Annotated in this window: 21 protein-coding genes; 16 read left to right on the top strand and 5 right to left on the bottom strand. The window is 70.0% G+C overall.

Annotated elements, in window-relative coordinates; all coding sequences use genetic code 11:
• Nucleotides 1-43: 43 nt before the first annotated feature.
• Complete coding sequence (locus ACIRRY_RS30065) at nucleotides 44-853, top strand: endo-1,4-beta-glucanase (protein ID WP_403978534.1); 810 nt, start codon at nucleotides 44-46, stop codon at nucleotides 851-853.
• A 111-nt stretch (nucleotides 854-964) separates the two neighbouring features.
• Entirely contained in the window at nucleotides 965-2905 is a 1941-nt protein-coding gene (locus ACIRRY_RS30060; RefSeq protein ID WP_403978531.1) for an acyl-CoA dehydrogenase family protein, read from the top strand.
• A gap of 7 nt (nucleotides 2906-2912) precedes the next feature.
• Here the strand turns inward: ACIRRY_RS30060 and ACIRRY_RS30055 are convergent, their stop codons facing one another.
• Complete coding sequence (locus ACIRRY_RS30055) at nucleotides 2913-3362, bottom strand: lamin tail domain-containing protein (protein ID WP_200678272.1); 450 nt, start codon at nucleotides 3360-3362, stop codon at nucleotides 2913-2915.
• A gap of 188 nt (nucleotides 3363-3550) precedes the next feature.
• On the opposite strand from ACIRRY_RS30055, the gene dxr reads away from it, so the two are divergent.
• The 8 genes from dxr to ACIRRY_RS30015 all read left to right on the top strand — a co-directional run bounded on the left by dxr (nucleotide 3551) and on the right by ACIRRY_RS30015 (nucleotide 18877).
• Nucleotides 3551-4819, top strand: coding sequence for a 1-deoxy-D-xylulose-5-phosphate reductoisomerase (gene dxr / locus ACIRRY_RS30050; protein WP_403978528.1), 1269 nt, complete (start codon nucleotides 3551-3553; stop codon nucleotides 4817-4819).
• Between the two features lie 8 nt (nucleotides 4820-4827).
• Complete coding sequence (locus ACIRRY_RS30045; RefSeq protein ID WP_403979062.1) at nucleotides 4828-6120, top strand: M50 family metallopeptidase; 1293 nt, start codon at nucleotides 4828-4830, stop codon at nucleotides 6118-6120.
• Between the two features lie 566 nt (nucleotides 6121-6686).
• On the top strand, nucleotides 6687-12863 hold the full coding sequence (locus ACIRRY_RS30040; protein ID WP_403978525.1) for a DNRLRE domain-containing protein: 6177 nt from the start codon (nucleotides 6687-6689) through the stop codon (nucleotides 12861-12863).
• Nucleotides 12864-12947: 84 nt separating this feature from the next.
• The gene (locus ACIRRY_RS30035) at nucleotides 12948-13457 is read left to right on the top strand and encodes a hypothetical protein (RefSeq protein ID WP_403978522.1); all 510 of its coding nucleotides are present in this window, start codon (nucleotides 12948-12950) and stop codon (nucleotides 13455-13457) included.
• A 356-nt stretch (nucleotides 13458-13813) separates the two neighbouring features.
• Nucleotides 13814-14971: a flavodoxin-dependent (E)-4-hydroxy-3-methylbut-2-enyl-diphosphate synthase gene (gene ispG, locus ACIRRY_RS30030; RefSeq protein ID WP_403978519.1), complete on the top strand. Its 1158-nt coding sequence runs from the start codon at nucleotides 13814-13816 to the stop codon at nucleotides 14969-14971.
• A gap of 599 nt (nucleotides 14972-15570) precedes the next feature.
• On the top strand, nucleotides 15571-16419 hold the full coding sequence (locus ACIRRY_RS30025) for a GNAT family N-acetyltransferase (protein ID WP_403978516.1): 849 nt from the start codon (nucleotides 15571-15573) through the stop codon (nucleotides 16417-16419).
• Nucleotides 16420-16521: 102 nt separating this feature from the next.
• Nucleotides 16522-17085, top strand: coding sequence for a GNAT family N-acetyltransferase (locus ACIRRY_RS30020; protein WP_403978513.1), 564 nt, complete (start codon nucleotides 16522-16524; stop codon nucleotides 17083-17085).
• Between the two features lie 73 nt (nucleotides 17086-17158).
• Nucleotides 17159-18877: a proline--tRNA ligase gene (locus tag ACIRRY_RS30015; RefSeq protein ID WP_403978510.1), complete on the top strand. Its 1719-nt coding sequence runs from the start codon at nucleotides 17159-17161 to the stop codon at nucleotides 18875-18877.
• A 39-nt stretch (nucleotides 18878-18916) separates the two neighbouring features.
• Here ACIRRY_RS30015 and ACIRRY_RS30010 read toward each other — a convergent pair whose 3' ends face one another.
• Nucleotides 18917-19330, bottom strand: a complete 414-nt coding sequence (locus tag ACIRRY_RS30010; protein WP_403978507.1) for a hypothetical protein — start codon at nucleotides 19328-19330, stop codon at nucleotides 18917-18919.
• 15 nt (nucleotides 19331-19345) lie between these two features.
• On the opposite strand from ACIRRY_RS30010, the gene ACIRRY_RS30005 reads away from it, so the two are divergent.
• From ACIRRY_RS30005 to ACIRRY_RS29990, 4 genes are read left to right on the top strand one after another with little or no spacing between them, the layout of a single operon-like run.
• Entirely contained in the window at nucleotides 19346-20305 is a 960-nt protein-coding gene (locus ACIRRY_RS30005; RefSeq protein WP_403978504.1) for an FAD:protein FMN transferase, read from the top strand.
• Nucleotides 20302-20883, top strand: a complete 582-nt coding sequence (locus ACIRRY_RS30000) for a ferric reductase-like transmembrane domain-containing protein (protein ID WP_403978502.1) — start codon at nucleotides 20302-20304, stop codon at nucleotides 20881-20883. The genes ACIRRY_RS30005 and ACIRRY_RS30000 overlap by 4 nt, the downstream gene beginning before the upstream one ends.
• Nucleotides 20880-22106, top strand: a complete 1227-nt coding sequence (locus tag ACIRRY_RS29995) for an NADH-ubiquinone oxidoreductase-F iron-sulfur binding region domain-containing protein (RefSeq protein ID WP_403978499.1) — start codon at nucleotides 20880-20882, stop codon at nucleotides 22104-22106. The genes ACIRRY_RS30000 and ACIRRY_RS29995 overlap by 4 nt, the downstream gene beginning before the upstream one ends.
• Nucleotides 22107-22108: 2 nt before the next feature.
• A complete protein-coding gene (locus tag ACIRRY_RS29990) occupies nucleotides 22109-22315 on the top strand; it encodes a ferredoxin (protein WP_403978496.1) in 207 nt (68 codons plus the stop codon).
• A gap of 78 nt (nucleotides 22316-22393) precedes the next feature.
• Here ACIRRY_RS29990 and ACIRRY_RS29985 read toward each other — a convergent pair whose 3' ends face one another.
• From ACIRRY_RS29985 to ACIRRY_RS29975, 3 genes are read right to left on the bottom strand one after another with little or no spacing between them, the layout of a single operon-like run.
• Nucleotides 22394-23284, bottom strand: coding sequence for an aminoglycoside phosphotransferase family protein (locus ACIRRY_RS29985; protein ID WP_403978493.1), 891 nt, complete (start codon nucleotides 23282-23284; stop codon nucleotides 22394-22396).
• 50 nt (nucleotides 23285-23334) lie between these two features.
• Complete coding sequence (locus ACIRRY_RS29980; protein WP_403978490.1) at nucleotides 23335-23802, bottom strand: ferritin-like domain-containing protein; 468 nt, start codon at nucleotides 23800-23802, stop codon at nucleotides 23335-23337.
• A complete protein-coding gene (locus ACIRRY_RS29975; RefSeq protein ID WP_403978488.1) occupies nucleotides 23799-24329 on the bottom strand; it encodes a hypothetical protein in 531 nt (176 codons plus the stop codon). Before ACIRRY_RS29975 ends, ACIRRY_RS29980 begins: the two co-directional genes overlap by 4 nt.
• A gap of 216 nt (nucleotides 24330-24545) precedes the next feature.
• On the opposite strand from ACIRRY_RS29975, the gene rimP reads away from it, so the two are divergent.
• Nucleotides 24546-25118 (top strand): ribosome maturation factor RimP, encoded by a 573-nt coding sequence (rimP, locus tag ACIRRY_RS29970; RefSeq protein ID WP_403978485.1) that lies wholly within the window; start codon nucleotides 24546-24548, stop codon nucleotides 25116-25118.
• A 2-nt stretch (nucleotides 25119-25120) separates the two neighbouring features.
• A complete protein-coding gene (gene nusA / locus ACIRRY_RS29965) occupies nucleotides 25121-26119 on the top strand; it encodes a transcription termination factor NusA (RefSeq protein ID WP_403978483.1) in 999 nt (332 codons plus the stop codon).
• Nucleotides 26120-26129: the final 10 nt, after the last annotated feature.

Below are 26129 nucleotides of genomic sequence, written 5' to 3'. Positions count from 1 at the left end.
CGCTGGTGGGCCGTAGACGAACCGTCCCTCGGAAGGACCCCCGATGCAACACCGCAGACCCCGCCTCTCGAAGAAGGCGAAGGTGCTGGCCGCGGGCGCGGTCGCGCTCACGGCCCTCGCCGGCGTCACCGTCGCCCAGGCGGGCGAGTCGGCCAAGAAGTGCGGGGCCTTCGACACCGTCACGCTCGGCAAGTACTACGTGAACAACAACCTCTGGGGCCAGGACAAGGCCACCGGCAGCCAGTGCGTCTGGGACAACTCCCGGTCGGGGTCCACCATTTCGTGGGGTACGTCCTTCGGCTGGGCCAACAACAGCAAGGGCACCGACGCCGACGTGAAGTCGTATGCCAGTACCGTCCTCGGCTGGCACTGGGGCTGGAAGGCCGACAAGGCGACCACCGGACTGCCGATCCGCGTCGGCGACCGCAAGCCGGTGAAGACGACCTGGGACTTCACGCTCAGCTCCAATCCCGGCACGCTCGACGTGGCCTACGACCTGTGGCTGCACTCCAGGAACACCGCCGACTGGGCCGACCAGCCCACCGACGAGATCATGATCTGGCTCAACCGGCAGGGCGGCGCGGGCCCGCTCGGCACCAAGTACGGCAGCGTCAGCCTCGACGGCGCCATGTGGGACATCTACCAGGGGAACATCGGCTGGAACGTGTACTCCTTCGTGCGCCGGACCAACACCACGAAGGCGAGCCTGAACATCGACGACTTCACCCAGGCCCTGGTCCGCCGCAAGCTGCTGAGCAACGACAAGTACCTCTCCGGCATCGAGTCCGGCACCGAGGTCTTCAAGGGCTCGGGACGCCTCGACACCAAGGCGTACTCCGTCGACATCGGCTGAACGGACGCGCGAAGGGTGGCCGCTTCGCGGCGGATCGGGTACATACGAACGGGTAGCACCCATCGGTAACCACACGGCACCGAGGGTCCGATTCGCGGCGAGGTGAGCCTCATGTCCGCTCCATCCAGCAAACCCACCGTCACCGAGCGAGAGGCCCGGCAGGTGGCGGAAGCGGCCCGGGAACAGGACTGGCGCAAGCCCAGCTTCGCCAAGGAACTGTTCCTCGGTCGGCTCCGTCTCGATCTGATCCATCCCCATCCCCTCCCGGCCGACGAGGACGCCCGGCGCGGCGAGGAGTTCCTCGCGAAGCTGCGCGTCTTCTGCGAGACGGAGATCGACGCGGCCCGCATCGAACGCGAGGCGCGCATCCCCGACGGGGTCATCTCCGGCCTCAAGGAGATCGGCGCCCTCGGCATGAAGATCGACACCAAGTACGGCGGCCTCGGCCTCACCCAGGTGTACTACAACAAGGCGCTGGCGCTGGCGGGTTCGGCCTGCCCGGCGGTCGGCGTGCTGCTCTCGGCCCACCAGTCGATCGGCGTACCGCAGCCGCTGAAGCTGTTCGGCACCGACGAGCAGAAGGCGGAGTTCCTGCCCCGCTGCGCCCGCACCGACATCAGCGCCTTCCTGCTCACCGAACCGGACGTCGGCTCCGACCCGGCCCGCCTCGCGACCAGCGCGGTGCGGGACGGGGACGCGTACATCCTCGACGGCGTGAAGCTCTGGACCACCAACGGCGTGATCGCCGACCTGCTGGTCGTGATGGCCCGGGTGCCGAAGCCCGAAGACGGCAAGGACAGCAGGGGCGGCATCACGGCCTTCGTCGTGGAGACCGACTCGCCCGGCATCACCGTCGAGAACCGCAACGCCTTCATGGGCCTGCGCGGCATCGAGAACGGCGTGACCCGCTTCCACCAGGTCCGGGTCCCGGCCGCGAACCGCATCGGTCCCGAGGGCGCGGGCCTCAAGATCGCCCTCACCACTCTCAACACGGGCCGTCTCTCCCTCCCCGCGTCCTGTGTCGCGGCCGGCAAGTGGTGCCTGAAGATCGCCCGCGAGTGGTCGGCGGCCCGTGAGCAGTGGGGCAGGCCGATCGCCGAGCACGAGGCCGTGGGCAAGAAGATCTCCTTCATCGCGGCGACGACCTTCGCCCTGGAGGCCGTACTCGACCTTTCCAGCCAGATGGCGGACGAGGACCGCAACGACATCCGTATCGAGGGCGCGCTGGCCAAGCTCTTCGCCTCCGAGATGGGCTGGCTCATGGCCGACGAGCTGGTCCAGATCCGCGGCGGGCGGGGCTTCGAGACGGCCGAGTCCCTCGCGGCCCGCGGCGAACGGGCGGTCCCCGCCGAACAGGTCTTGCGCGACCTCCGGATCAACCGCATCTTCGAGGGCTCGACGGAGATCATGCACCTCCTCATCGCCCGCGAGGCCGTCGACGCCCACCTCAAGGTCGCCGGTGACCTCATCGACCCCGACAAGTCCCTTGCCGACAAGGCGAAAGCGGGTGCCGGCGCGGGCGTCTTCTACGCCAAGTGGCTCCCGAAGCTGGTCGCGGGCAGCGGCCAACTCCCGCGCACCTACGGCGAGTTCCGCCACGGCATCGACCTCTCCAAGCACCTGCGCTACGTCGAGCGAAACGCCCGCAAGCTCGCCCGCTCCACCTTCTACGCCATGTCCCGCTGGCAGGGCCGGATGGAGACCAAGCAGGCTTTCCTGGGCCGGATCGTCGACATCGGCGCGGAGCTCTTCGCGATGAGCGCGGTCTGTGTACGGGCCGAACTCCTGCGCACCCAGGGCGATCACGGCCGCGAGGCCTACCAACTCGCCGACGCCTTCTGCCAACAGTCCCGCATCCGCGTCGAGGAACTCTTCGGCCGGCTGTGGACCAACACCGACGCCGTCGACCGAAAGGTGGTCAAGGGAGTCATGGGCGGCGCGTACACATGGCTGGAGGAGGGCATCGTCGACCCGTCGGGCGAGGGCCCGTGGATCGCCGACGCCTCCGCCGGTCCGAGCAAGCTGGACAATGTGCACCGGACCATCGACTGACCCTGGATCAGCAGTACTTGTCGCTCGGATCCCGTGTCGTCCAGGAGCAGGTGTCGACCTTGCTGCCGGTCGCTCTGGTCAGCGTCGCCGTGTCGCTGGTGTTGTTCCAGACATAGGCGGCACGGCCCTGGTACGTGTTCGACGCGGTGTCCGAGCCCTTGCCGGTGTGCACCTTGATGTACTTGCCGGCGCCGATCTTGATGTTCTTGAAGACGTACCGGTGGTTCGAGACGTCCTTGAGGACCCACCCCTTGAGCGAGATCGCCGACCTGCTGGTGTTCTTGATCTGCACCCACTCGCCGTTCAGGCTCGTGTTGGACCGGTTGTCCGAGCCCGGGCTGTCGAACCAGACGTGGTAGATCGTGACCCCGCCGGCGGCCTCGGCCGGAGTGCTCAGCAGGGTGCCGGTGAGTATCGCGGCGCCCGCGAGCGCGGGCAGGGCAGCGCGTATCCGCATGGAGAATCCCCCCAGGATGTCGTCCACTCGTCGGTCGTCCACCGACGTAGGACAGAAGTGTTATCACAAGACCTTCACGCCTCATTCACAAAGGGGGATTTCCCTTCAATCACCGACGAGAGCCGATAAGCCACCCGCCCGAGGGAACCGCTGTCCCCCCGGGCACCCGTTGCGGCAACAATGGAGGGATGAGCGACAGTCCAGCACCCCTCGCCGACCCACATCTCGTCTACGACCCCGTCGTGGGCGACGGTCCCAAGGCCCTGGTGATCCTGGGGTCCACCGGGTCCATCGGCACCCAGGCCATCGACCTGGTACTGCGCAACCCGGACCGTTTCCGGGTCACCGCGCTCTCCGCGAACGGCGGCCGGGTCGGGCTCCTCGCCGAGCAGGCGCACCGGCTGGGGGTACGGACGGTCGCGGTCGCCCGCGAGGACGTCGTACCGGCACTGCGCGAAGCGCTCGCGGCGCGGTACGGGAAAGGGGAGCCGCTCCCCGAGATCCTCGCCGGTCCCGACGCGGCCACCCAGGTCGCCGCCTCCGACTGCCACACCGTGCTGAACGGCATCACCGGGTCCATCGGCCTCGCGCCCACCCTCGCCGCCCTGGAGGCGGGCCGCGTCCTCGCGCTCGCCAACAAGGAGTCGCTCATCGTCGGCGGCCCGCTGGTGAAGGCGCTCGCCAAGCCCGGCCAGATCATCCCGGTGGACTCCGAGCACGCGGCGCTCTTCCAGACGCTCGCCGCCGGTACCCGCGCCGATGTCCGCAAGCTGGTCGTCACCGCGTCCGGCGGCCCCTTCCGCGGCCGTACGAAGGCGGACCTGGCGCGGGTGACCGTAGAAGAGGCTCTCGCGCATCCCACCTGGGCGATGGGCCCGGTGATCACGATCAACTCCGCGACCCTGGTGAACAAGGGTCTCGAAGTGATCGAGGCGCATCTGCTGTACGACATTCCCTTCGATCGCATTGAGGTGGTCGTGCACCCGCAGTCGTATGTCCACTCGATGGTGGAATTCACGGACGGTTCGACACTCGCCCAGGCGACGCCCCCCGACATGCGCGGGCCGATCGCCATCGGGCTCGGCTGGCCCGAGCGGGTGCCCGACGCGGCGCCCGCGTTCGACTGGAGCAAGGCGTCGACATGGGAGTTCTTCCCGCTCGACACCGACGCGTTCCCGTCGGTCGGCCTCGCCCGGCATGTGGGACAGCTCGCGGGTACGGCCCCGGCGGTGTTCAATGCGGCGAACGAGGAGTGCGTGGAGGCGTTCCGCGCGGGCGCGCTGCCGTTCAACGGAATCATGGAGACGGTGACAAGGGTGGTCGAGGAACACGGGACACCGGCCACGGGAACTTCCCTGACCGTGCCGGACGTCCTCGAAGCGGAGACCTGGGCACGCGCCCGGGCCCGCGAACTGACAGCGCAGACGACCACGGCGAACGCGGAGGCGCGTGCATGACAGCCCTGATGATGATCCTCGGCATAGTCGTCTTCGCGGTCGGCCTGCTGGTCTCGATCGCCTGGCACGAGCTGGGGCATCTGTCCACGGCCAAGCTCTTCGGCATCCGGGTGCCCCAGTACATGGTCGGCTTCGGCCCGACCATCTGGTCCCGGAAGAAGGGCGACACCGAGTACGGCTTCAAGGCCATCCCGTTCGGCGGCTACATCCGCATGATCGGCATGTTCCCGCCCGGCCCCGACGGCAGGATCGAGTCCCGCTCCACCTCGCCCTGGCGCAGCATGATCGAGGACGCCCGCTCGGCGGCCTTCGAGGAGCTGGAGCCCGGCGACGAGACCCGCCTGTTCTACACCCGCAAGCCCTGGAAACGGGTCATCGTGATGTTCGCGGGCCCCTTCATGAACCTCATCCTCGCGGTGGCGCTCTTTCTCACCGTCCTGATGGGCTTCGGCATCTCGCAGCAGACCAACACGGTCAGCTCGGTCTCCCAGTGCGTGATCGCGCAGAACCAGAACCGCGACACCTGCAAGGCGACCGACCCCGCCTCCCCGGCCGCCGCGGCGGGCCTCAAGGCGGGCGACAAGATCCTCAGCTTCAACGGCGTCAAGACGACCGACTGGAACAAACTCTCCGACCTGATCCGCGCCGCGCCCGGCAAGACGGTCCCGATCGTCGTCGAGCGCAAGGGCCAGGACGTCACCCTGCACGCGAAGATCGCGAGCAACCAGGTCGCCAAGAAGGACTCCGGCGGCCAGATCGTCCAGGGCCAGTACGTCACCGCCGGCTTCCTCGGCTTCAGCGCGGCCACCGGCATCGTCCGCCAGGACTTCGGCGACTCGCTCACCTGGATGGGAGACCGGATGGGCGAGGCCGTCGACTCCATCGCGGCCCTCCCGGGCAAGATCCCGGCCCTGTGGAACGCGGCCTTCGACGGCGCGCCCCGCCAGGCCGACTCCCCGATGGGCGTGGTCGGCGCGGCCCGCGTAGGCGGCGAGATCTTCACCCTGGACATCCCGCCGACCCAGCAACTGGCCATGGCCCTGATGCTGGTGGCCGGCTTCAACCTCTCCCTCTTCCTCTTCAACATGCTCCCGCTGCTCCCGCTCGACGGCGGGCATGTCGCGGGCGCGCTCTGGGAGGCGCTGCGGCGGAACCTGGCGAAGGTGCTCAAGCGCCCGGACCCGGGCCCGTTCGACGTGGCGAAGCTGATGCCGGTCGCGTATGTGGTGGCGGGGATCTTCGTCTGCTTCACGTTGCTGGTCCTGATCGCGGATGTCGTGAACCCGGTCAAGATCACATAGGCAGTGGATGTGAGTGCTCGTCCGCTGTCGCGGTGACCTCGGGGCGCGCTGCCCGCTCGCGTTGTGCGCGAGTGGGCAGCGCGTCTTTGTCGTGTTGGTGACGACGTACCTTTGTCCCGCTGGTGGCGATTGGTGGCCTTGAGCAAGCGCTTCACCCCGCTCGCGACGGTCTTTGCGCTTTGGTCGGCTCTTCCGTCAACTATGGGGAAAGTTTCGGGTCCCCTCGTCGTCCCGGCCGCGTCTCGTCGTACCCGGCCGAGCCGAAACGGAAGTGCTCGATGAGGGGCGATTCACCGCATTCGGCGCGGTGGTCGAGAAGAGGAATCACCCAGTCCTTGGCCTCGACTTGGGATTGGCTTGGGACCTCGTGCTGCCTCCACGATCGCGATCTAAGCCCTCTGTGAAGATCGGTTCGTTTTTCCGCGCCCCCAGTCGCGGGGGTGCCAAAACGACGGAGGGGGATTCCGATCGTGCGTCACAGAACCCTGCCCCAGGGCAGATCGAGACCGAGCCGGCGAGACCGGGCCAGGTGGCTGCGGCAGATAGCCGTCGGCATCGTGATGGTCATGGCCGTCGAGACGGCACTGGTGGCCGAGGACAGCGGGCTGGCGTTCGCCGCCCCCGCGACGAGTACCGGTTCCGCGTCCACAAAGGCCGATTCCAAGAGCGCGCAGGGCCCTGCCGAGGCGCAGGACGAGGCGTCGGCGGTGTTGATGGCCCGCCTTCAGGGCCGGAAGATCGAGGTGCTGTCGGAGCGGGCGTCGGATTCGACGACGTACGCGCTGCCCAGTGGGGAGCTGGAGACAGCCGCGTACGCCGGACCGATCCGGACCAAGGTCGACGGCACGTGGAAGAACATCGACACCGCGCTGTCCGACACCGGCGCCGACCTCACCCCGGCCGCCGCGGCGGCCGACATCGCCGTGTCGGACGGCGGGGACAAGCAGTTGGCGTCGGTGGCCAAGGGCAAGGAGTCCTTCGGTCTGGGCTGGCAGGACAAGCTGCCCACGCCCAAGGTGGCCAAGAACACGGCCACTTACGACCTGGGCAGCGGCCAGAGCCTGTCCGTCAGCGCGCTCGCGCAGGGCTTCTCCGAGAACATCCGGCTCACCCAGCAGCCGACGGGTGACGCGGTCTCCTACCGCATCCCGCTGAACCTGGACGGACTGAAGCTCTCGCAGGCCGCCTCCGGGCATCTGCTGCTGAAGGACTCGGCCGGGAAGCTGGTCGCCGAGGCGCCCGCCCCGATGATGTGGGACGCCAGCAAGGACAAGGCGTCCGGCGAGTCGGCGCATCAGGAGCAGGTGGCGACGAAGGTCGAGACCGCCGCGGATGGCGCGCAGGCCCTCGTCCTCACCCCGGACAGCACGTTCCTGGCGACCGCGACGTACCCGGTGACGGTCGACCCGACCACCACGCTCGCGGTGACCACGGACACCTGGGTGCAGAACCCGGACTATCCCGACTCGCAGATCTCCTCGGAGGAACTGAAGTCGGGGACGTACGACGCGGGGACGGACACCGCCCGCTCGTATCTGAAGTTCGACGCGTCGAAGTTCGCCGGCAAGCACATCACCTCGTCGGTGATGTCGCTGTACAACTACTACTCGGCGACCTGTGACACGAGCGGTTCGCCCACGCTGGCCAAGCGGATCACCTCGACGTGGACGTCCTCGGCGATCACCTGGGGTGCGCAGCCGTCGACGACGACCACGGGCCAGTCGAGCAACACCGGTCACTGGGGCGGTTCCACCTGCGCGGCGAACTGGTCGAACTGGAGCCTCCAGACGATCACGCAGGCGTGGGCGGACGGTTCCGCCAACTACGGCCTCCAGATCCGAGGCGACAGCGAGACCGACTCGACCACCTGGCGGCGGTTCCGCTCGGCGAACTACTCGACCGCCGGGTACGCGCCGAAGCTGGTGGTGACCTACAACTCGTACGCGACGACGAGCGCGTCGGCGATCTCGCCGAGCGCGGTCAACGCCTACAACGGCAAGCGGTACGTGACCTCGCTGACCCCGACGCTGTCGGCGAAGGTCACCGACGCGGACGGCTCCACGGTCAAGGGCCAGTTCGAGATCACGGCGGACCCGGTGTACGCGGACACCACGTACACGTACACCGGCACCTCCGCCTCGGTGGCCTCCGGCGCGAGCGCGACCTTCAAGATCCCCTCCGCGTCCGCGTTCCCGGCCGGCACGCACCTGCGGTTCCGGGTGCGCGGCTACGACGGCACGGACTACGGGGCCTGGTCCGGCTACACCACGTTCGTGATGAACACCGCGCTGCCCGCCGCACCCACCATCAGCTGCGACCCGTACACCGCCGACACCTGGACGGCGACGGCGACCGGCGGCGCGACCTGCACCCTGGACACCACGTCCACGGATGGTATGGGCTTCGCCTGGGGTCTCGACGACTCCTCGATCCCCAACCGGGTCTACGACACCACGGACGGCAACGGCGGCGACCCGCTGACCATCACGGTCACCCCGGGCGAGGACTGGCACAAGCTGTACGCCAAGACCGTCGACTCCGGCGGCAACCTCTCCACGGCCACCACCACGTACGCCTTCGGCGTCGGCGACGGTGCGGGCCTGCTCACCCCGGGCGCGGGCGACAGCGCGGCCCGCCGCCTCAGCCTGACCTCGACCGGCAAGTCCACCTACACCGGGGTCACCTACCAGTACCGGCGTGGCGAGACGGACTCCTGGACCAGTGTCCCGGCCGCGGACGTCACCAAGTCGGCGGACGGCTCGGCGATTTCGGCCTGGCCGATCGCGGTCACCGGCGGCTCCCCGGCGGAGCTGACGTGGAACGTCACCACCTCGTTGTCGCAGGACGGCCCGATCGACATCCGGGCGGCCTTCACCGACGGCACCACCACGGCCTACTCCCAGCCACACACGATCACTCTCGACCGCAATGCCGGCACCGCCCCGAGCACGGACGTCGGCCCGGGTTCCGTCAACACCCTCACCGGCGACTTCACGCTCTCGGCGACCGACGCGTCGGGCTTCGACCTGTCGGTGTCGCGTACGGCTTCGTCCCGCCGCCCGACGGCGGGCGCGGATGCCGAGGGCCAAGTGGCGATCTTCGGCCCGCAGTGGACCTCGGGGACGACGGCGGAGATCACCGACTCGGACTGGGTGGACGTGCGCCGGACGTCGGCGACTTCGGTGGCGCTGGTGGACGTCGACGGGGACGAGACCGGCTTCACCGCCACCTCGGCGGGCGGTTGGAAGTCGGAACCCGGTTCGGAGGACCTGACCCTGACCGGGTCGCTGACCGGTTCCTTCACGCTGAAGGACGACGCGGGCACCACGACGACCTTCGTGAAGGTGGACCCGACGGCGACGACCTGGCAGGTGTCCAGCACCTACCTGCCGACCGACAACTCGACCACCAAAGTGGTCTCGGAGAAGGTGATTTCGGGCAGCAGCACCCTGGCGCGTCCGAAGTACGTCATCGCCCCCGCCTCGGCGGCCACGGCCTCCACCTGCCAGACCACACCGTCCACGGCGGGCTGCCGGCTGCTGGAGTTCGTCTACGCCACCTCCACCACCGCCACGTCCAGTGCGCTGGGTGACTACACCGGACAGGTCCAGCAGATCAAGGAGTGGGCCACCGACCCGGGCGCCTCGGCGGCGACCGCCACCGTGGTCTCGCAGTACGCCTACGACACCACCGGCCACCTGCGCGAGCAGTGGGACCCGCGGATCAGCCCCGCGCTGAAGACCGCCTACACCTACGACAGTTCGGGCCGGATCACGACGCTGACCCCGCCCGGCGAACTGCCCTGGACCTTCACCTACGGCACGGCCGGCAGCGCCGCCACCGCCGGTGCGGGCATGCTGCTGTCGGCTTCCCGCCCCAACCTCACGGCTGGCACGAAGAGCACCACCGACGGCACCACGGCCACCACCAGCGTGGTCTACGACGTGCCCCTGACGGGCTCGAAGGCGCCCGACGCCATGGGCACTTCGGACGTCGGAGGCTGGGGGCAGTCGGACGTACCGACGGACGCGACCGCGGTCTTCCCCGCCGACTCGGTACCGACGTCCAACACGGGCTCGGACCTTGCGGCCTCGGCCTACACCCGGGCGACCGTCACCTACACCGACGCCTCCGGCCGGGAGGTCAACACCGCCACACCGGGCGGACACCTCACCACCACCGAATACGACCGCTTCGGCAACACCGTCCGGCAACTCACGGCGTCCAACCGCGAGTTGGCCCTGACCACCAGCGGTGCCGGGCTGGCCGAGCAAGTCGCGCTCAGCATCGACCAGTTGACCTCGGCCGACCGGGCCGAGCTGCTGTCGACCCGCTCGGTGTACTCCTCCGACGGACTGCGCGAGACCGACGAGTACGGGCCGCTGCACCAGGTGACCCTCACCTCGGCGCTCGCGGCGGGCACCGCCGGCACCGACCTGCCCACGGGCACGGAGATCCCGGCCCGCGAGCACACCGTCAACACCTACGACGAGGGTCGCCCGACCGACGGCACGGCCACCGTCGCCAACCAGGTCACCACTTCCACCGTCGGCGCGTACGTGGACGGTTACCCCTCCGACGCGGACACCCGCACCACGAGCACCGCGTACGACTGGGTCAAGGGCGTGGCCACCAGCACCACCACCGACCCGTCCGGGCTGGCGCTCAAGTCCACCACGTCGTACGACTCGCAGGGCCGGGTCATCAAGACCACCCTGCCGAAGTCGTCCGGCTCGGACGCGGGCGCCACGGTTACCACCTACTACGCGGCCACCGGCACCGGAACGTGCAACGGCAGACCGGAATGGGCCGACCTGCTCTGCTCCACCGGCCCGGCCGGCACCATCACCGGCGGCGGCTCCAACCCCGCCCAACTGCCCACCAAGACCATCGAGTACGACCGCTGGGGCAATACCGCCAAGACCACCGAGACCGCGAACTCCGTCACTCGCACCACCACCGACACCCATGACGCGGCAGGCCGGTTGACGACCACCGCGGTCAGCGGCGGAGTGGGCACCGCGGTACCCGACACGACCACGACCTACGACGCCGGCAGCGGTGACGTGGCCACGGTCACCTCCAACGGGCAGACCGTCACCCACACCTACGACCAGCTCGGCCGGGAGATCTCCTACAACGACGGCGCCGGCAACACCGCCGCCACGTCCTACGACGCACTCGGCCGCGTGACCAGGACCACCGACTCCGCCCCCTCGACGACCACCTACACCTACGACACCACCAAGGACCCGCGCGGCCTGGAGACCTCCCGCACCGACTCCGTCGCCGGCTCCTTCGCCGCGACCTACGACGCGGACGGCGACCTGAGCACCGAGTCCCTGCCGGGCGGCTACACCCTGACCACCGGCCAGGACGAGACCGGCGCCGAGATCTCCCGGGTCTACACCCAGGACAGTGACGGCACCGTCGTCGCCGCCGACAGCACGGACGAGAGCGTCCAGGGCCAGATCGTGGCCGACACCGACACCGCCGGCCAAACCCGGGCGCGCGGCTACACCTACGACGCGGCCGGACGCCTCACCAGGGCGGACGACACCGACCCGGACGGCGCCTGCACGCGCCGCGACTACACCTTCGACAACAACACCAACCGCACGGCGTTGGCCACCGAGACCGCCGACATCGGCGCGGCCTGCACCTCGACGGGCGGAACGACGACGTCGTACTCCTACGACAGCGCGGACCGACTACAGACCACCGGCACGGTCTACGACGCCTTCGGCCGCACCACCACCCAGGCCTCCGGCGCCACCATCGGCTACTACGCCAACGACCTCGTCCGCCAGCAGACCTCCGGCACCGGCCGGCAGACCTGGAACCTGGACGCGGTCGGCCGCCTCGCCGCCTGGACCACCGAATCCGACACCAGCGGCACCTGGATCCAGACCGGATCCAGGACCAACCACTACGGCTCCGACAGTGACAGCCCCGACTGGATCCAGGAGACCAGTTCAACCATCACCCGCAACGTCCAGGGCAGCGGCGGCGATCTGGACGCGACCACCACCGCCACCGGCGGCACGATCCTGCAACTGACCGACATCCACGGCGATGTGACGGTCACCCTGCCGCTGGACACCTCGCAGGCCGCGACCGCACTCGCCTACGACGAGTACGGAAGCCCGGAGGGCACCGCCACCACCGCCCGCTACGGCTGGCTCGGCGGCAAGCAGCGCTCCACCGAGACGGTCACCGGGGCCACCCTCATGGGTATCCGCCTCTACGACCCGACGTCGGGTCGGTTCCTCCAGGTGGATCCCGTCCCCGGAGGATCGGCCAACGCCTACGACTACGTCGGCGCCGATCCGCTGAACAAGTTCGACCTCGACGGTCGCTGCTGGCGGCACTGGGGCTGGGCGTGCCGTAGCGCCAGAGCGGTCGGGCACCACTTCAGGAACCATTGGCGCGACTACGCCGCGGGCGCCTTCGGCGTGGCCGGGTTCATCGGCGGTGTCGCCTGCGCCGCGAGCGTGGTGTGCGGTGTAGCCGTGGGCATGGCTGCCGCGGCGGCCGCTTATACGGTCTCCAATTACCACACAGGGCATTGGAGCTGGGGTTCCTTCGGCATCAGTGTCGCCGCCGGCGGGATAGGCGGCGGGCTAGCGGCTCGCCTTTCCGCGGGCAGCAGTTTCGGTACCCGGGCGGCCCTATGGCGACTCCGGATGCGGCTGCGGATTGCCCGAATCAGGATGAGGTGGCGCTGGAGGAGGTTCCGGTAGCGCACTAGACTGGGCGCCGGCGCGGCCGTCAACAGGCCGCGCCGGCGCGGCCGGTATCAGATTCGATCGGAGAAGGAACTCGAAATGCAGAAGAGTGCCGGTAGGACGAAAGCCGCCAGCCTCCTCGCACTGACCGCGCTCGCACTGCTCGCCGCTGCGTTGATCGGTCGGTCCTGGGCCTGGGTCGCCGCGACGGTCTTCGCGGTTGTGGCGGGCATATTCTTTGCCCAAGTGCGGGGCACCGGCCGGGAGTCGACGGTGCGTGTCGCCGAGATGTCCGCCGGAGAACTGTCCCGGCTACAGGATGCGGCCCTCGCGCGCGGCCTGCGCAGCATCGCCCCGGATCCGGTTGGCCCGCATCTGGATCAGACGCACAAGCACTTCGCGATCGTCCAGTCGTCCCGTCGCGACAGGACGAGTCAGACCGAAATCCTTCGCTGCATTGTTGTCCTGTACGTCAGCAGCGAGGACAGCAGGATCGGGGAATTGGATATCGATGCCGAGGAATTCGCCGGTCTCACGAAAATAGACGATCCCGGGCAGGCCGAGGAAATTGTGAGAAATCACGCCAGCGCGCCGATTTACAGCGGTTGATCATCAGGTCTGTCATCAAGTCTGTCATCGGAGTTGCCATCCGGGCAGAAATTTGCCTCGCCGTGCGGTACGTTCCGCGCCGCACGGCGAGGCGCAGGCCGTCGGCCGCGAGGACGAATCCCGCCGTGCCGAGGAGCACCCGACGGTCGGCCGCTCGGAGCCACCGCGTCCGCGACCCTTCCGCCGCGCGGCCTGCCCTGCTCTCCCTGGGCCTGCGGCCCGACCGACAGCCGTCACTCTTCAGTGCACCGTCAGGAGACTGTGTGCCCTCGTTCACGGCCGTGCCGTAATCTCGAATATTGGAGCCCGCTGTTCCGGGACCAGGCCTTGAACCACGACTTGGGGTTGCACAGCACATGACTGCGATTTCTCTCGGCATGCCGTCCGTTCCCACCCGGCTCGCCGAGCGCCGCAAGAGCCGCCAGATCCAGGTCGGATCCGTGGCGGTCGGCGGCGACGCGCCGGTGTCGGTGCAGTCCATGACGACCACGCGTACGTCGGACATCGGCGCCACGCTCCAGCAGATCGCCGAGCTGACCGCGTCCGGCTGCCAGATCGTCCGGGTCGCCTGCCCCACGCAGGACGACGCGGACGCCCTCGCGACCATCGCGCGCAAGTCGCAGATCCCGGTCATCGCGGACATCCACTTTCAGCCGAAGTACGTGTTCGCCGCGATCGAGGCGGGCTGCGCGGCGGTCCGTGTGAACCCGGGCAACATCAAGCAGTTCGACGACAAGGTCAAGGAGATCGCGCGGGCCGCGAAGGACCACGGCACGCCGATCCGGATCGGCGTGAACGCGGGCTCGCTGGACAGCCGACTGCTGAAGAAGTACGGCAAGGCGACCCCCGAGGCGCTGGCCGAGTCCGCCCTCTGGGAAGCGTCCCTCTTCGAGGAGCACGGCTTCCAGGACATCAAGATCTCGGTGAAGCACAACGACCCGGTCGTGATGGTCGAGGCGTACCGCCAGCTCGCCGCGCAGTGCGACTACCCGCTGCACCTCGGCGTCACGGAGGCGGGCCCCGCGTTCCAGGGCACGATCAAGTCGGCCGTCGCCTTCGGCGCCCTCCTCTCGCAGGGCATCGGCGACACGATCCGCGTCTCGCTCTCCGCCCCGCCGGTGGAGGAGATCAAGGTCGGCCTCCAGATCCTGGAGTCCCTGAACCTCAAGCCCCGCCGCCTGGAGATCGTCTCCTGCCCCTCCTGCGGCCGCGCCCAGGTCGACGTCTACAAGCTGGCCGAGGAGGTCACGGCGGGCCTGGAGGGCATGGAGGTCCCGCTGCGCGTGGCCGTCATGGGCTGCGTGGTGAACGGCCCGGGCGAGGCCCGGGAGGCCGACCTCGGCGTCGCCTCCGGCAACGGCAAGGGCCAGATCTTCGTCAAGGGCGAGGTCATCAAGACCGTCCCCGAGTCGAAGATCGTGGAGACCCTCATCGAGGAGGCCATGAAGATCGCCGAGCAGATGGAGGCGGACGGGGTCGCCTCCGGCGAGCCGACGGTGGCTGTCGCGGGCTGACGTGTTTGGGGCGGGCCTGAGGGGCTGGGGCGGGCCGGATGGGGCCGAGGCCGGCTGAGGGGTCTTCGGCGGGTTGATGTGTCTGAGGCGGGCCAAGGTCTGAGGTCGGCCAAGGTCTGAAACGGGCCGATGGGTATGAGGCAGGCCAAAGTCTGAGGCGGGTCGATGGGCCTGAGGCGGACCAAAGGCCTGAGGCGGGCTGAGGGACCGAGGCGGTTTGAAGGGGCTTCGGCGGGGCGATTGGTCTGACGCCGGCCAAAGGTCTGGGGTGGCTGAAGGGACCGAGGCGGGCCGGTGGGTCTGGCGCCGGCTGAAGGATCCGAGGCGAGCTCAACGGTCTTGGCCCGCACCGGTCGAGGTCTTGGGCTCCACTCGCGAAGGGCTGGAGGCTCCACTTCTCAGCGCAGGCCGCATCCCCAGCCCGTCCGGCGTTTGAGGACGAGGCCGTCCAGGCCGACAGCGGGGGCCTGGGGGCGGCAGCCCCCAGAGACGCCCACACCCCCCACCCCCACGGAAAAGCCGGCGGCACGGTGCGGCACCGCTCAGCTTCCGCAGGTACAGTGCGGAGATCAGCAGACCCTCAGGGTGAGGCCCCGCACGTGTTGACCCAGACCACCTCTCGGGTGCTCGAACCGAGCGACCTGGACGCCGCGCTCGCCGTACTCGACCGCGAGCCGGTCACCAACGCCTTCGTGACGTCACGGGTGCAGGTCGCGGGCCTCGACCCCTGGCGGCTCGGCGGCGAGATGTGGGGCTGGTACGAGGACGGCATGCTGACGTCCCTCTGCTACGCGGGCGCCAACCTCGTCCCGATCTGCGCCACGCCCCGCGCGGTCCGCGCCTTCGCCGACCGCGCCCGCCGGGCAGGCCGCCGCTGCTCCTCGATCGTCGGCCCCGCCGACGCCACGGCCCAGCTGTGGCGGCTCCTCGAACCGAGCTGGGGCCCGGCCCGCGAGGTCCGCGCCCGTCAGCCCCTCATGGTCGCCGACCGCATGCCCACCGACATCGCCCCCGACCCGTACGTCCGCCGTATCCGCAAGGACGAGATGGACACGATCATGCCGGCGTGCGTGGCGATGTTCACCGAGGAGGTAGGGGTCTCCCCGCTGGCAGGCGACGGCGGCCTCCTCTACCAGGCCCGAGTGGCCGAACTCGTGGGCGCCGGGCGTTCGTTCGCCCGCCTCGACGAGTACGGCAAGGTCGTCTTCAAGGCGGAGATCGGCGCGGCGACACCGAAGGCCTGCCAGATCCAGGGCGTCTGGGTGGCCCCCGAGTACCGGGGGATGGGCGTGGCGGCCCCCGCGATGGCATCGGTACTGCGCTTCGCCCTCGCGGACGTGGCCCCCATGGTCAGCCTCTACGTCAACGACTTCAACACCCCAGCGAGAAGGGCGTACTTGAGGGTGGGCTTCCAAGAGGTCGGCGCCTTCATGAGCATTCTCTTCTGAGCCACCTAAGGGCCCACCCCCCAGAGGCGCGGGGAACTGCGCGAGCAACCACGACAGACCCGCACCCGAACAACAACCAAAACTCCCCTGTACTCTCCCCACATGCGATTTCCCGGTCACGGCCACCGCCACCCCGAAGACGTCGTGATCGCCCCCCTGGACCTCTCGACCCACGTAGACGAAGCCCTCGCCGTACAGGCCCTCGCCTTCGGCCTGGGCGCGGACGAGGTAGCGGTAAGACGCCAGATCGTCCTGCGCCACATGACCTACCCCGGCGCCCGCGCCCTCGGCGCCACCACGGAAGGCCGCCTGGTCGGCTTCGTCTACGGCATGCCGAACAACCGCGCCCACTGGTGGTCCACGGTCGTAGAGCCGTACCTCCGGGCCCGGGATCACGACGAGTGGCTCGACCACTCCTTCGTGATCACCGAGCTGCACGTCCACCCGCACTACCAGAACCGCGGCGCCGGCCGCTCCCTGATCACCACCATCACGGACGCCGCCACCGAACCCCGCTCGATCCTCTCCGCGATCGACACCGACAGCCCGGCCCGGGGCCTCTACCGCTCCCTCGGCTACGAGGACCTCGCCCGCCAGGTCCTGTTCCCGAGCGCCCCCAAGCCGTACGCGGTCATGGGTGCCCCGCTGCCCCTCCGCCGTCGCTAACCGATTTCCACCGGCACAGCACGCCCGGCTAACCTCCTAGCCATCACCCTTTCCCGGCAGGAGTACAGGAACCATGGCGAACGTACCGGTCCAGCGCATGTCCCAGTTGATGGCGAAGACGCTGCGCGACGACCCGGCGGACGCCGAGGTCCTCAGTCACAAGCTGCTCGTGCGGGCCGGCTACGTCCGCCGTACCGCGGCCGGCATCTGGTCCTGGCTGCCGCTGGGCAAGAAGGTGCTCTCCAACGTCGAGCGGATCGTGCGTGAGGAGATGGACGCGATCGGCGCCCAGGAGGTGCTGCTCCCCGCGATCCTGCCCCGCGAGCCGTACGAGGCGACCGGCCGCTGGGAGGAGTACGGCCCCGAGCTGTTCCGTCTCCAGGACCGCAAGGGCGGCGACTACCTCCTCGGCCCGACCCACGAGGAGATCTTCACGCTGATCGTGAAGGACCAGGCGTCCTCCTACAAGGACCTGCCGGTCATCCTCTACCAGATCCAGCACAAGTACCGCGACGAGGCCCGCCCCCGCGCCGGCATCCTCCGCGGCCGCGAGTTCCTGATGAAGGACTCGTACTCCTTCGACACGGAGGACGAGGGCCTCGCCCACTCCTACGCCCTGCACCGCCAGGCGTACCAGAAGGTGTTCGCGCGCCTGGGCCTCGACTACCGCATCTGCGCCGCGACCGCGGGCGCGATGGGCGGCTCCAAGTCGGAGGAGTTCCTCGCCCCGGCCGAGGCCGGCGAGGACACCTTCGCGGACTGCCCGAACTGCGACTTCGCCGCCAACACCGAAGCGATCACGTATGAGTTGACGTCCGTGGACGCGACCGACGTGCCCGCGCTCGAAGAGATCCCCACCCCCGACACCCCCACCATCGAGACCCTCGCCGCGCACCTCGGCGTCGAGGCCTCCGCCACCCTGAAGAACCTCCTCGTGAAGGTCGACGGCGAGATCGTGGCCGTAGGAGTCCCCGGTGACCGCGAGGTCGACCTGGGCAAGGTCGAGGCCCATTTCGCCCCCGCCGCCGTGGAGTTGGTGACGGCGGAGGACTTCACCGGCCGTCCCGACCTGGTGCGCGGCTACGTCGGTCCGCAGGGCCTGGGCGACAAGGTCACGTACATCGCCGACCCGCGCGTGGCCCCCGGCACCTCCTGGATCACCGGCGCCAACAAGGCGGGCACGCACGCCAAGTACGTCGTCGCGGGCCGGGACTTCGAGGTCGGCGCGTACGTCGACGTCGTGGTGGTGCAGGAGGGCGACCCCTGCCCCAAGTGCGGCACCGGCCTCAAGCTGGACCGCGCCATCGAGATCGGCCACATCTTCCAGCTCGGCCGCAAGTACGCCGACGCCCTCAAGCTCGACGTGCTGGGCCGGCACGGCAAGCCCGTCCGCGTGACCATGGGCTCCTACGGCATCGGTGTCTCCCGCGCGGTGGCCGCCCTGGCCGAGCAGACCGCCGACGACAAGGGCCTGTGCTGGCCCGCCGAGGTCGCCCCGGCCGACGTGCACGTGGTCGCCGCGGGCAAGGCCCTCCAGACCGAACTGGCCCTGGACGTCTCGGAGAAGCTGCGCGCGGCCGGCCTGCGCGTCCTGGTCGACGACCGCGCCGGGGTCTCCCCGGGCGTGAAGTTCACCGACTCGGAGCTGATCGGCGTACCGAAGATCCTGGTCGCGGGCCGCCGCTCGGCCGAGGGCGTCCTGGAACTCAAGGACCGCAGGACCGGCGAGCGCGAGGAACTGACCGTCGACGAGGCGATCGCCCGCCTGGCCACCGCGCCGCCCGCCCTGTAAGAGATCTCTCAGGGAGTTCTGCGCAGGCGTATGGGCGCCTCACAGACTTCTCTCAGGCTGGTCCCCGACCGTAGTACGTGACAGAGCGTCACTGCGGAGGGGAACGGTCATGACAGTCAAGGAGCGTGGGGCCGCTACGGCGGTCCGCAGAGGCAAGCGGCGCGTCGCGGCCGCCACGGCGGCGGTCACGCTGGCGGCGGCGGCCGGGGTGTTCGCCCTGGTCGGCACGATGCAGTCGGACGCGGAAGCGGACACGGCGACGGGCAGCACCGGCACGACGAGCACATCGTCCCCGTCGCCGTCGGCCTCTTCATCCAGTTCCTCTGCGTCGGACAGCTCGACCTCTTCGTCCTCCTCATCCTCCTCCTCATCTTCTTCGTCCTCGTCCTCGTCGGACCTCCAGTCGTCCTCGTCCGGTGTGACGTCCTCCTCCGGCGGCTCCACCGACTCCACGTCGGGGGCGTCGTGATGACCACAACGACCCTGCGTACGACCGCCGCCGCCGACTGGCGTGCCCTCGGCACCGGCGTCCGCCTGGTCGTCACCGACCCGGCTCTGCTGGACTCCTGCAACCTGCTCCTCGCCCGGCACCTCGCCGAGGTCGACGCGGCGTGCAGCCGATTCCGTACCGACTCCGAACTGGCCGCGCTGGACGCCTCGTTGGGCCGCCCGGTGATCGTGAGTCCGCTGCTCGCCGAAGCCCTCGCGGTCGCCCTGCGCGCCGCCGAGGCGACGGACGGCGCGGTCGACCCGACGGTCGGCTCGGCGATGAACGCCATCGGCTACGACCGCGACTTCACCCTCGTCCGCGAGGACGACTGCCCGGTCCGGCTCACCGTGAAGCGCGCCCCGGGCTGGCGCACGATCACCCTCGACCGTACGACGGGCACGGTCACCGTCCCGGCCGGCGTCCGTCTGGACCTCGGCGCGACGGCGAAGGCCTGGGCCGCCGACAAGGCCGCCGCGATGCTCGCCGACGTGGCCGGCTGCGGAGTGCTGGTGAGCCTCGGCGGCGACACGGCGGTGGCGGGGGAGCCCCCGGCCGGCGGCTGGAACATCCGCGTCCAGGACGTCACCGGCTCCGTCGACGAGACGCCCGCGCACGGCACGTACGCCACGATCGGCCTGCGCTCCGGCGGCCTCGCCACCTCGGGCACCTCCGCCCGCAACTGGCGCCGCAGCGGCCACGAACTGCACCACATCGTCGACCCGCGCACCGGCCTGCCCGTCCGCAGCCCCTGGCGCACCGTCTCGGTGGCCGCCGCCACCTGCGCCGACGCCAACGCGGCGAGCACGGCGTCCCTGGTCAAGGGCGCGGGCGCCGAACGCTGGCTGACCCGGCTCGGCCTGCCGGCCCGCCTGGTCGCCCAGGACGGCACGGTCGTCACGACCCCGGGCTGGCCGACCTCCCCGGCGGTCGCCGCATGAGCTCCGAAACCCTCTGGTACGCCAACCGCGCCACCGGAGCCGTCTGCCTGGTCCTGTTCACGGTCGTGGTCCTGCTCGGCATCGCGGTCCGCCTGCGCACCCGGCTCCCCGGCCTGCCACGCTTCGGCACGGTGAACCTCCACCGCACGCTCTCCCTCTCCGCGACCGCGTTCCTGGCGCTGCACATCGCGGTGGCCGTGATCGACGGATACGTGAACATCACCGTCCTCGACGCGGTCGTCCCCTTCGTCTCCGACTACCAGCCGTTCTGGCTCGGCCTCGGCACGGTCGCCCTCGACCTGATGCTCGCGGTCCTGGTCACCAGCCTCCTGCGGGAACGCCTCGGCCACCGCACCTGGCGGGCCGTCCACTGGCTGGCCTACGCCTCCTGGCCGGTCGCCCTGATCCACGGCATCGGCATCGGCTCGGACACCGGCACCGACTGGATGACCTGGCTGACCGTGTCCTGCGTGGCCGCCGTGGTCGCCGCCTTCGGCATCCGCACGGCCCACTCCGCCCGCGCCTCCCGCCGCACCCCCGCGGCCCTGCTCCGCACAGCCGAAGGAGCCCGCTCATGACCACGACCACGACGACCTTCACCGACGTCTACATGTCCCCCCGCCTCCTCGCCCCCGGCGGCACCGCGGCCGACCTCGCCACCCACGAACTCCGCTACGGCCCACTGTCGTACGGCGATCCCGACGGCCTGCTGAGAACCGTCGCCGAATCCGGCCTCACCGGACGCGGAGGCGCCGCGTTCCCGACGTACCGCAAGCTCGTCGCGGTGGCCGACGCGAGCCGCCGCACGGGCCGCGCACCCGTGGCCGTGGCGAACGGCGCGGAGGGCGAACCGGCCAGCCGCAAGGACAAGACGCTCCTGCGCCTGTCACCCCATCTGGTCCTGGACGGGCTGCAGTTGGCGGCCCGAGCGGTGGGCGCGGGGGAGGCGCACCTGGCGGTGGAGGACGGCGCGTCCTACCTGGAATCGGCCCTGGCACAGCGAAACGATCCGCTTGAGGTGAAGGTCGTTCGCCTCCCCAAACGCTTCCTGTCCGGCCAGGCGTCGGCCCTCGCGCAGTACGTCTCCGGGAACGCCCCACTGCCCCGCCACCAGCGCCCGCCGGTCCGCGAACGCGGTGTGCACAAGGCCCCGACACTCGTCCAGAACGTCGAGACCCTGGCCCACCTGGCCCTGGTCGCCCGCTACGGCGCCGACTGGTTCCGCAGCGCGGGCACCCCCACCCAGCCCGGCAGCACGCTGTGCACCCTGCACGTGCCGAACCGTGAAGTCCGGGTCGTAGAAGCCCCGTTCGGCCTCCCCCTGAACCGACTTCTGCCCCTGCGGGGAACATCGGCGGTACTGGTCGGCGGCTATCACGGCACCTGGATCCCGACCGCCGAGGCAGCCCAACGCACCCTGGACGCAGGAGACTTGGGAGCGGGAGTCCTGGCCGCACTCCCGACAGACCGCTGCGGGGTAGCCGAAACCGCCCGTATCCTCCGCTACTTGGCGCTGCAATCGGCCGGCCAGTGCGGCCCCTGCCTCAACGGCCTGCCGCGCATCGCCTCCGCCTTCCAGACCCTGGCCACCCCCGGCCCCCAGGCCAACACCCGCCAGGACGTGGCCCGTTGGTCCGGCCTGGTGGACGGCCGAGGCGCCTGCCACCACCCCGACGGCACGGTCCGCCTGGTCCGCAGCGCGCTGACCACCTTCGCGGCCGAACTCGACGCCCACGCAAGGGGCTTGTGCACGACAACGGACCGCACCCCCTTGCTCCCGATCCCGAACGAGGCCCACTGACCATGGACCAACAACAGCTCGACATCGACTGGACGTCCTGCCAGGCACACGGCCTCTGCGCGGAACTCCTCCCGGACCACATCACCTTGGACGAGTGGGGCTACCCGCTACTGGACGGCACCCCGATACCGCCGCGCGCAACGAAACGAGCTCGCCAAGCGGCTTCCGACTGCCCGGTCCTAGCTTTGAAGCCAACGCCCACTGTCTAGGGGCGCGGGGCTGTTTGGATTTGCGGCTCCGCCGCGTGGGCGCGACCAGCCCCCACGCACCCGCAGCCAACACACGACCTACAGCCACCCGGCAAACTCCAGCAACAACTCAGCATCCCGGGGCCGCCCCACGCGCAGTGCCCGCACCCCGGACTCCACCGCCCGGAACAACGTCCACCCCCGCAACCGTTCCTGATCCACATCCAGCGACTCAGCAAGTCGCTTGACCCGCCGCCGAGTTGTGGACGCCCCCGAGGGTGTGGCGATCAAATCCTCGACCCGGTCCCGCACCAACCGAGCCAGATCAAACGCACACTCACCAACAACCGGATCCGGCCCGACGGCAAGCCACGGCACCCGCTCACCCGCCAGCACCTTGCTCTGCCGAAACGTCCCGTGCAGCAACCGAACTTCCGGCGGCGCGGCCAACAACGCCTCCCGCGCATCCAGCGCGGCCGAGACCAACGAGGCAACCTCCGCCCCACTGTCACGCATCACCAGAGCCTGTCGCCCCGTCCGCTCGGCGACGGTCTCGAACGTGTGATCACCGGGCGGCTCCACCCACAGCCGCCGCAACGTCCCCGCCGCCTCCAGCAACGCCTTCGCCTCGGGCAACGACCGCACCGACACATCCGGCTGCAACCGCTCCAGCACCAGCACGCCCTCGGCGCCGAACGGCTCGACGAGCTGCACGGCACCCAGCCCGCCCCAGCGGGCCAGCGCGGCCCGCTCGCTCTCGGGACGCGCCCGGCGCGGGGCCAGCTTCAGCACCGCCGGGGTCCCGTCGGGCCGCCGTACGAGCACGACCAGACTGCTGCGCCCACCGGGAACCTGCACCCGTTCCACGGTCAACTCGCGTAGATCAACAGCCTGTTGGGCCAGCTCGGGCAGCTTCTCCAACCAGTCGTCACCGCTCGGTGCCGTCTCCCCGAGCGCCCTCACCAGACGCCGCGGCGGTTCGAAAGCCATGCGCGAGTTGTTCCCTTCCTACGGTCCTGCCGTCTGCGTCCCCGTACGGATCACGCCGTGGGTGTCGCCGAGGCCGTGGGAGTCGCGGCCCGCTCGGCGAGACCAGGGAAGGGTACGCTCCCGCCGCGCCAGCGCACCGCCCGCACCGCCGCTTCCCGCAGCGCTTCGGTCGCCGTACCGCGTACCCCGTCCGTCGACGCCCGCACCAGGTCCGAGTAGACCCCGGCCACCCGGTCCTCCAGCTCCGCGGCGAGCCGTACGGCCGCCGCCGAGTCCGGCACGGGGAAGGGCAGCGCGTATCCGGCGGACGCGGCCACGGGCTTGCCGCCCAGGTCCCGCACCTCGCGGACCAGCGCGTCGCGCCGGGCGCGATGGGCGTCGTAGGCCGCCTTGGCCTCGGTGCGCCGGCCCTCGCGGATGCGGCCGCCGACCACGCCGTAGCCGTACACCGCCGCGTGCTCGGCGGCCAGGGCCGCCTGCAGGGCGGTCAGTTCCGCGGCCTTCTCCTCGCTGCTCACTTGGCACCCTCCGTCAGCAGATACGCGTGCGCGGCCCCCGCGGCGGCCACCGAGGCCAGCAGGCGGGCCAGTTCGCCGGGCAGGTCGATCAGTGCCTTGGCCCGTCGGTCGGCGAGAGCCCGCTCGGCGGTGGCCAGATCGGCCAGGGCATCACCAGGGGTCGCCGCGACGGGGGCGGGCGACGCGGACGCCGACGGCGACGGCGACGGCGAGGAAGAAGCCGTAGAACCGCCGCTTCCGCCCCCGAAGGCCGTCGCGTGCCGGACGACCTCCGCGCGCAGGGGGTTCAGGCGCTCCGCGAGGGTCGGGTGCGCGGTGAGTACCGCGTCGTAGCGATCGAGGAGGGTCTCGCTGTCGGTGGCCGCACGCGCGCGTGCGTGTTCGGCGGCGGACTCGCTGCCGCCCGTGGTCCCGGAGTCGTCCCCGTCGGTGGAACAGCCCACCAGGAGGGCGGCTCCGGCGGCCGAGGCGAGCAGGCTCCTTCTGCGCAGCCCCGGAAGGGTGCGCGGAGGTGGGGGGAACGGCACGGCAGATCGTCCTCGGGGGGCTCGTACGAACGAAAAGGCGGGCGAAAAGAGGGAGGGGCGGCATGCCCGTGATCACGGTACCCGCGCACCCGCCCGAGGGCAGTCACCGGCACCGGTCCAGCCGCACGTGGACGGCAACACACCCTCGGACCGGATACCCTTTGAGCAGACACACGCCCTACCCACAACAGCACACGCGGCCGAGGAGTCACCCGGATGAGCACGACCCAGAGCGAGAGGCTGCGAGAACTGCTGGAACCGCTCGTCGGCTCCCAGGGACTCGATCTCGAAGAGGTCGCGGTGGACTCGGTGGGACGCAAGCGGGTGCTGCGCGTGGTCGTCGACTCGGACACGGGTGCCGATCTGGACCAGATCGCGGATGTGAGCCGCGCGCTCTCCGCCAAGCTCGACGAGACCGACGCGATGGGCGCGGGCGAATACACCCTTGAGGTCGGGACACCCGGTGCCGAGCGCGAGCTCACCGAACACCGTCACTACGTACGCGCCACCGACCGACTGGTGAAGTTCCAACTGGCCGACAGCGGTGAGCTGGTGGCCCGGATCATCACCGTGGACGACGACGGTGTGGACGTGGAAGTGCCCGGCGTGAAGGGACGCAAGCCCACCGCCAAGCGGCTCGCGTTCGCGGAGATCGTCAAGGCCCGCGTCCAGGTCGAGTTCAACCGCAAGAGCAAGAACGACGACATCGCGGACACCGGCATCGCGGACACCGATGTCGAAGACACCGAAGACACCGAAGACACCGAAGAGAACGAAGAGGAGGCGTAGCCGTGGACATCGACATGAGTGCCCTGCGGGGCTTGGTGCGGGAGAAGGAGATCTCCTTCGACCTGCTGGTCGAGGCGATCGAGTCGGCGCTCCTCATCGCCTACCACCGCACCGAGGGAAGCCGCCGCCACGCGCGCGTGAAGCTCGACCGGGAGACCGGTCATGTGACCGTGTGGGCGAAGGAGGACCCCGAGGACCTGGAGGAGGGGCAGGAGGCGCGCGAGTTCGACGACACCCCGTCCGACTTCGGCCGGATCGCCGCCAGCACCGCCAAGCAGGTCATCCTGCAGCGCCTGCGGGACGCGCAGGACGACGCGACGCTCGGCGAGTACGCGGGCCGTGAGGGCGACATCGTCACCGGAGTCGTCCAGCAGGGCCGCGACCCGAAGAACGTGCTCGTCGACATCGGCAAGCTGGAGGCCATCCTGCCGGTGCAGGAGCAGGTCCCCGGCGAGACGTACCCGCACGGCATGCGCCTTCGGTCGTACGTCGTCCGGGTGGCCAAGGGCGTGCGCGGTCCGTCCGTGACGCTGTCCCGTACGCATCCCAATCTGGTGAAGAAGCTGTTCGCCATGGAGGTGCCGGAGATCGCCGACGGGTCGGTGGAGATCGCCGCCATCGCGCGCGAGGCCGGCCACCGTACGAAGATCGCCGTCCGCTCCACCCGCAGCGGTCTGAACGCCAAGGGCGCCTGCATCGGCCCCATGGGCGGCCGGGTGCGCGCGGTGATGGGCGAGCTGAGCGGCGAGAAGATCGACATCGTCGACTGGTCGGACGACCCGGCCGAGATGGTGGGCAACGCGCTCTCCCCGGCCCGGGTCTCCAAGGTCGAGGTGGTGGACCTCGCGGCCCGCTCCGCGCGCGTGACGGTGCCGGACTACCAGCTGTCGCTGGCGATCGGCAAGGAAGGGCAGAATGCCCGGCTCGCGGCCCGGCTCACCGGGTGGCGGATCGACATCCGTCCGGACACCGAACAGCCGTCCGACCAGGGCGGGGAATAGATCTCGGCCG

Source organism: Streptomyces sp. NPDC101776 (assembly GCF_044766845.1).
Taxonomy (GTDB): Bacteria; Actinomycetota; Actinomycetes; order Streptomycetales; family Streptomycetaceae; genus Streptomyces.
The sequence above is the reverse complement of the archived record's forward strand: the minus strand, read 5'-3'. Positions and strand labels throughout refer to the sequence as shown.

Coding starts and splice junctions, on each gene's coding strand:
- ACIRRY_RS30065 (WP_403978534.1), top strand. CDS start 44: ATGCAACACCGCAGACCCCGCCTCTCGAAGAAGGCGAAGGTGCTGGCC.
- ACIRRY_RS30060 (WP_403978531.1), top strand. CDS start 965: ATGTCCGCTCCATCCAGCAAACCCACCGTCACCGAGCGAGAGGCCCGG.
- ACIRRY_RS30055 (WP_200678272.1), bottom strand. CDS start 3,362: ATGCGGATACGCGCTGCCCTGCCCGCGCTCGCGGGCGCCGCGATACTC.
- dxr (WP_403978528.1), top strand. CDS start 3,551: ATGAGCGACAGTCCAGCACCCCTCGCCGACCCACATCTCGTCTACGAC.
- ACIRRY_RS30045 (WP_403979062.1), top strand. CDS start 4,828: ATGATGATCCTCGGCATAGTCGTCTTCGCGGTCGGCCTGCTGGTCTCG.
- ACIRRY_RS30040 (WP_403978525.1), top strand. CDS start 6,687: ATGGCCGTCGAGACGGCACTGGTGGCCGAGGACAGCGGGCTGGCGTTC.
- ACIRRY_RS30035 (WP_403978522.1), top strand. CDS start 12,948: ATGCAGAAGAGTGCCGGTAGGACGAAAGCCGCCAGCCTCCTCGCACTG.
- ispG (WP_403978519.1), top strand. CDS start 13,814: ATGACTGCGATTTCTCTCGGCATGCCGTCCGTTCCCACCCGGCTCGCC.
- ACIRRY_RS30020 (WP_403978513.1), top strand. CDS start 16,522: ATGCGATTTCCCGGTCACGGCCACCGCCACCCCGAAGACGTCGTGATC.
- ACIRRY_RS30015 (WP_403978510.1), top strand. CDS start 17,159: ATGGCGAACGTACCGGTCCAGCGCATGTCCCAGTTGATGGCGAAGACG.
- ACIRRY_RS30005 (WP_403978504.1), top strand. CDS start 19,346: ATGACCACAACGACCCTGCGTACGACCGCCGCCGCCGACTGGCGTGCC.
- ACIRRY_RS30000 (WP_403978502.1), top strand. CDS start 20,302: ATGAGCTCCGAAACCCTCTGGTACGCCAACCGCGCCACCGGAGCCGTC.
- ACIRRY_RS29995 (WP_403978499.1), top strand. CDS start 20,880: ATGACCACGACCACGACGACCTTCACCGACGTCTACATGTCCCCCCGC.
- ACIRRY_RS29990 (WP_403978496.1), top strand. CDS start 22,109: ATGGACCAACAACAGCTCGACATCGACTGGACGTCCTGCCAGGCACAC.
- ACIRRY_RS29985 (WP_403978493.1), bottom strand. CDS start 23,284: ATGGCTTTCGAACCGCCGCGGCGTCTGGTGAGGGCGCTCGGGGAGACG.
- rimP (WP_403978485.1), top strand. CDS start 24,546: ATGAGCACGACCCAGAGCGAGAGGCTGCGAGAACTGCTGGAACCGCTC.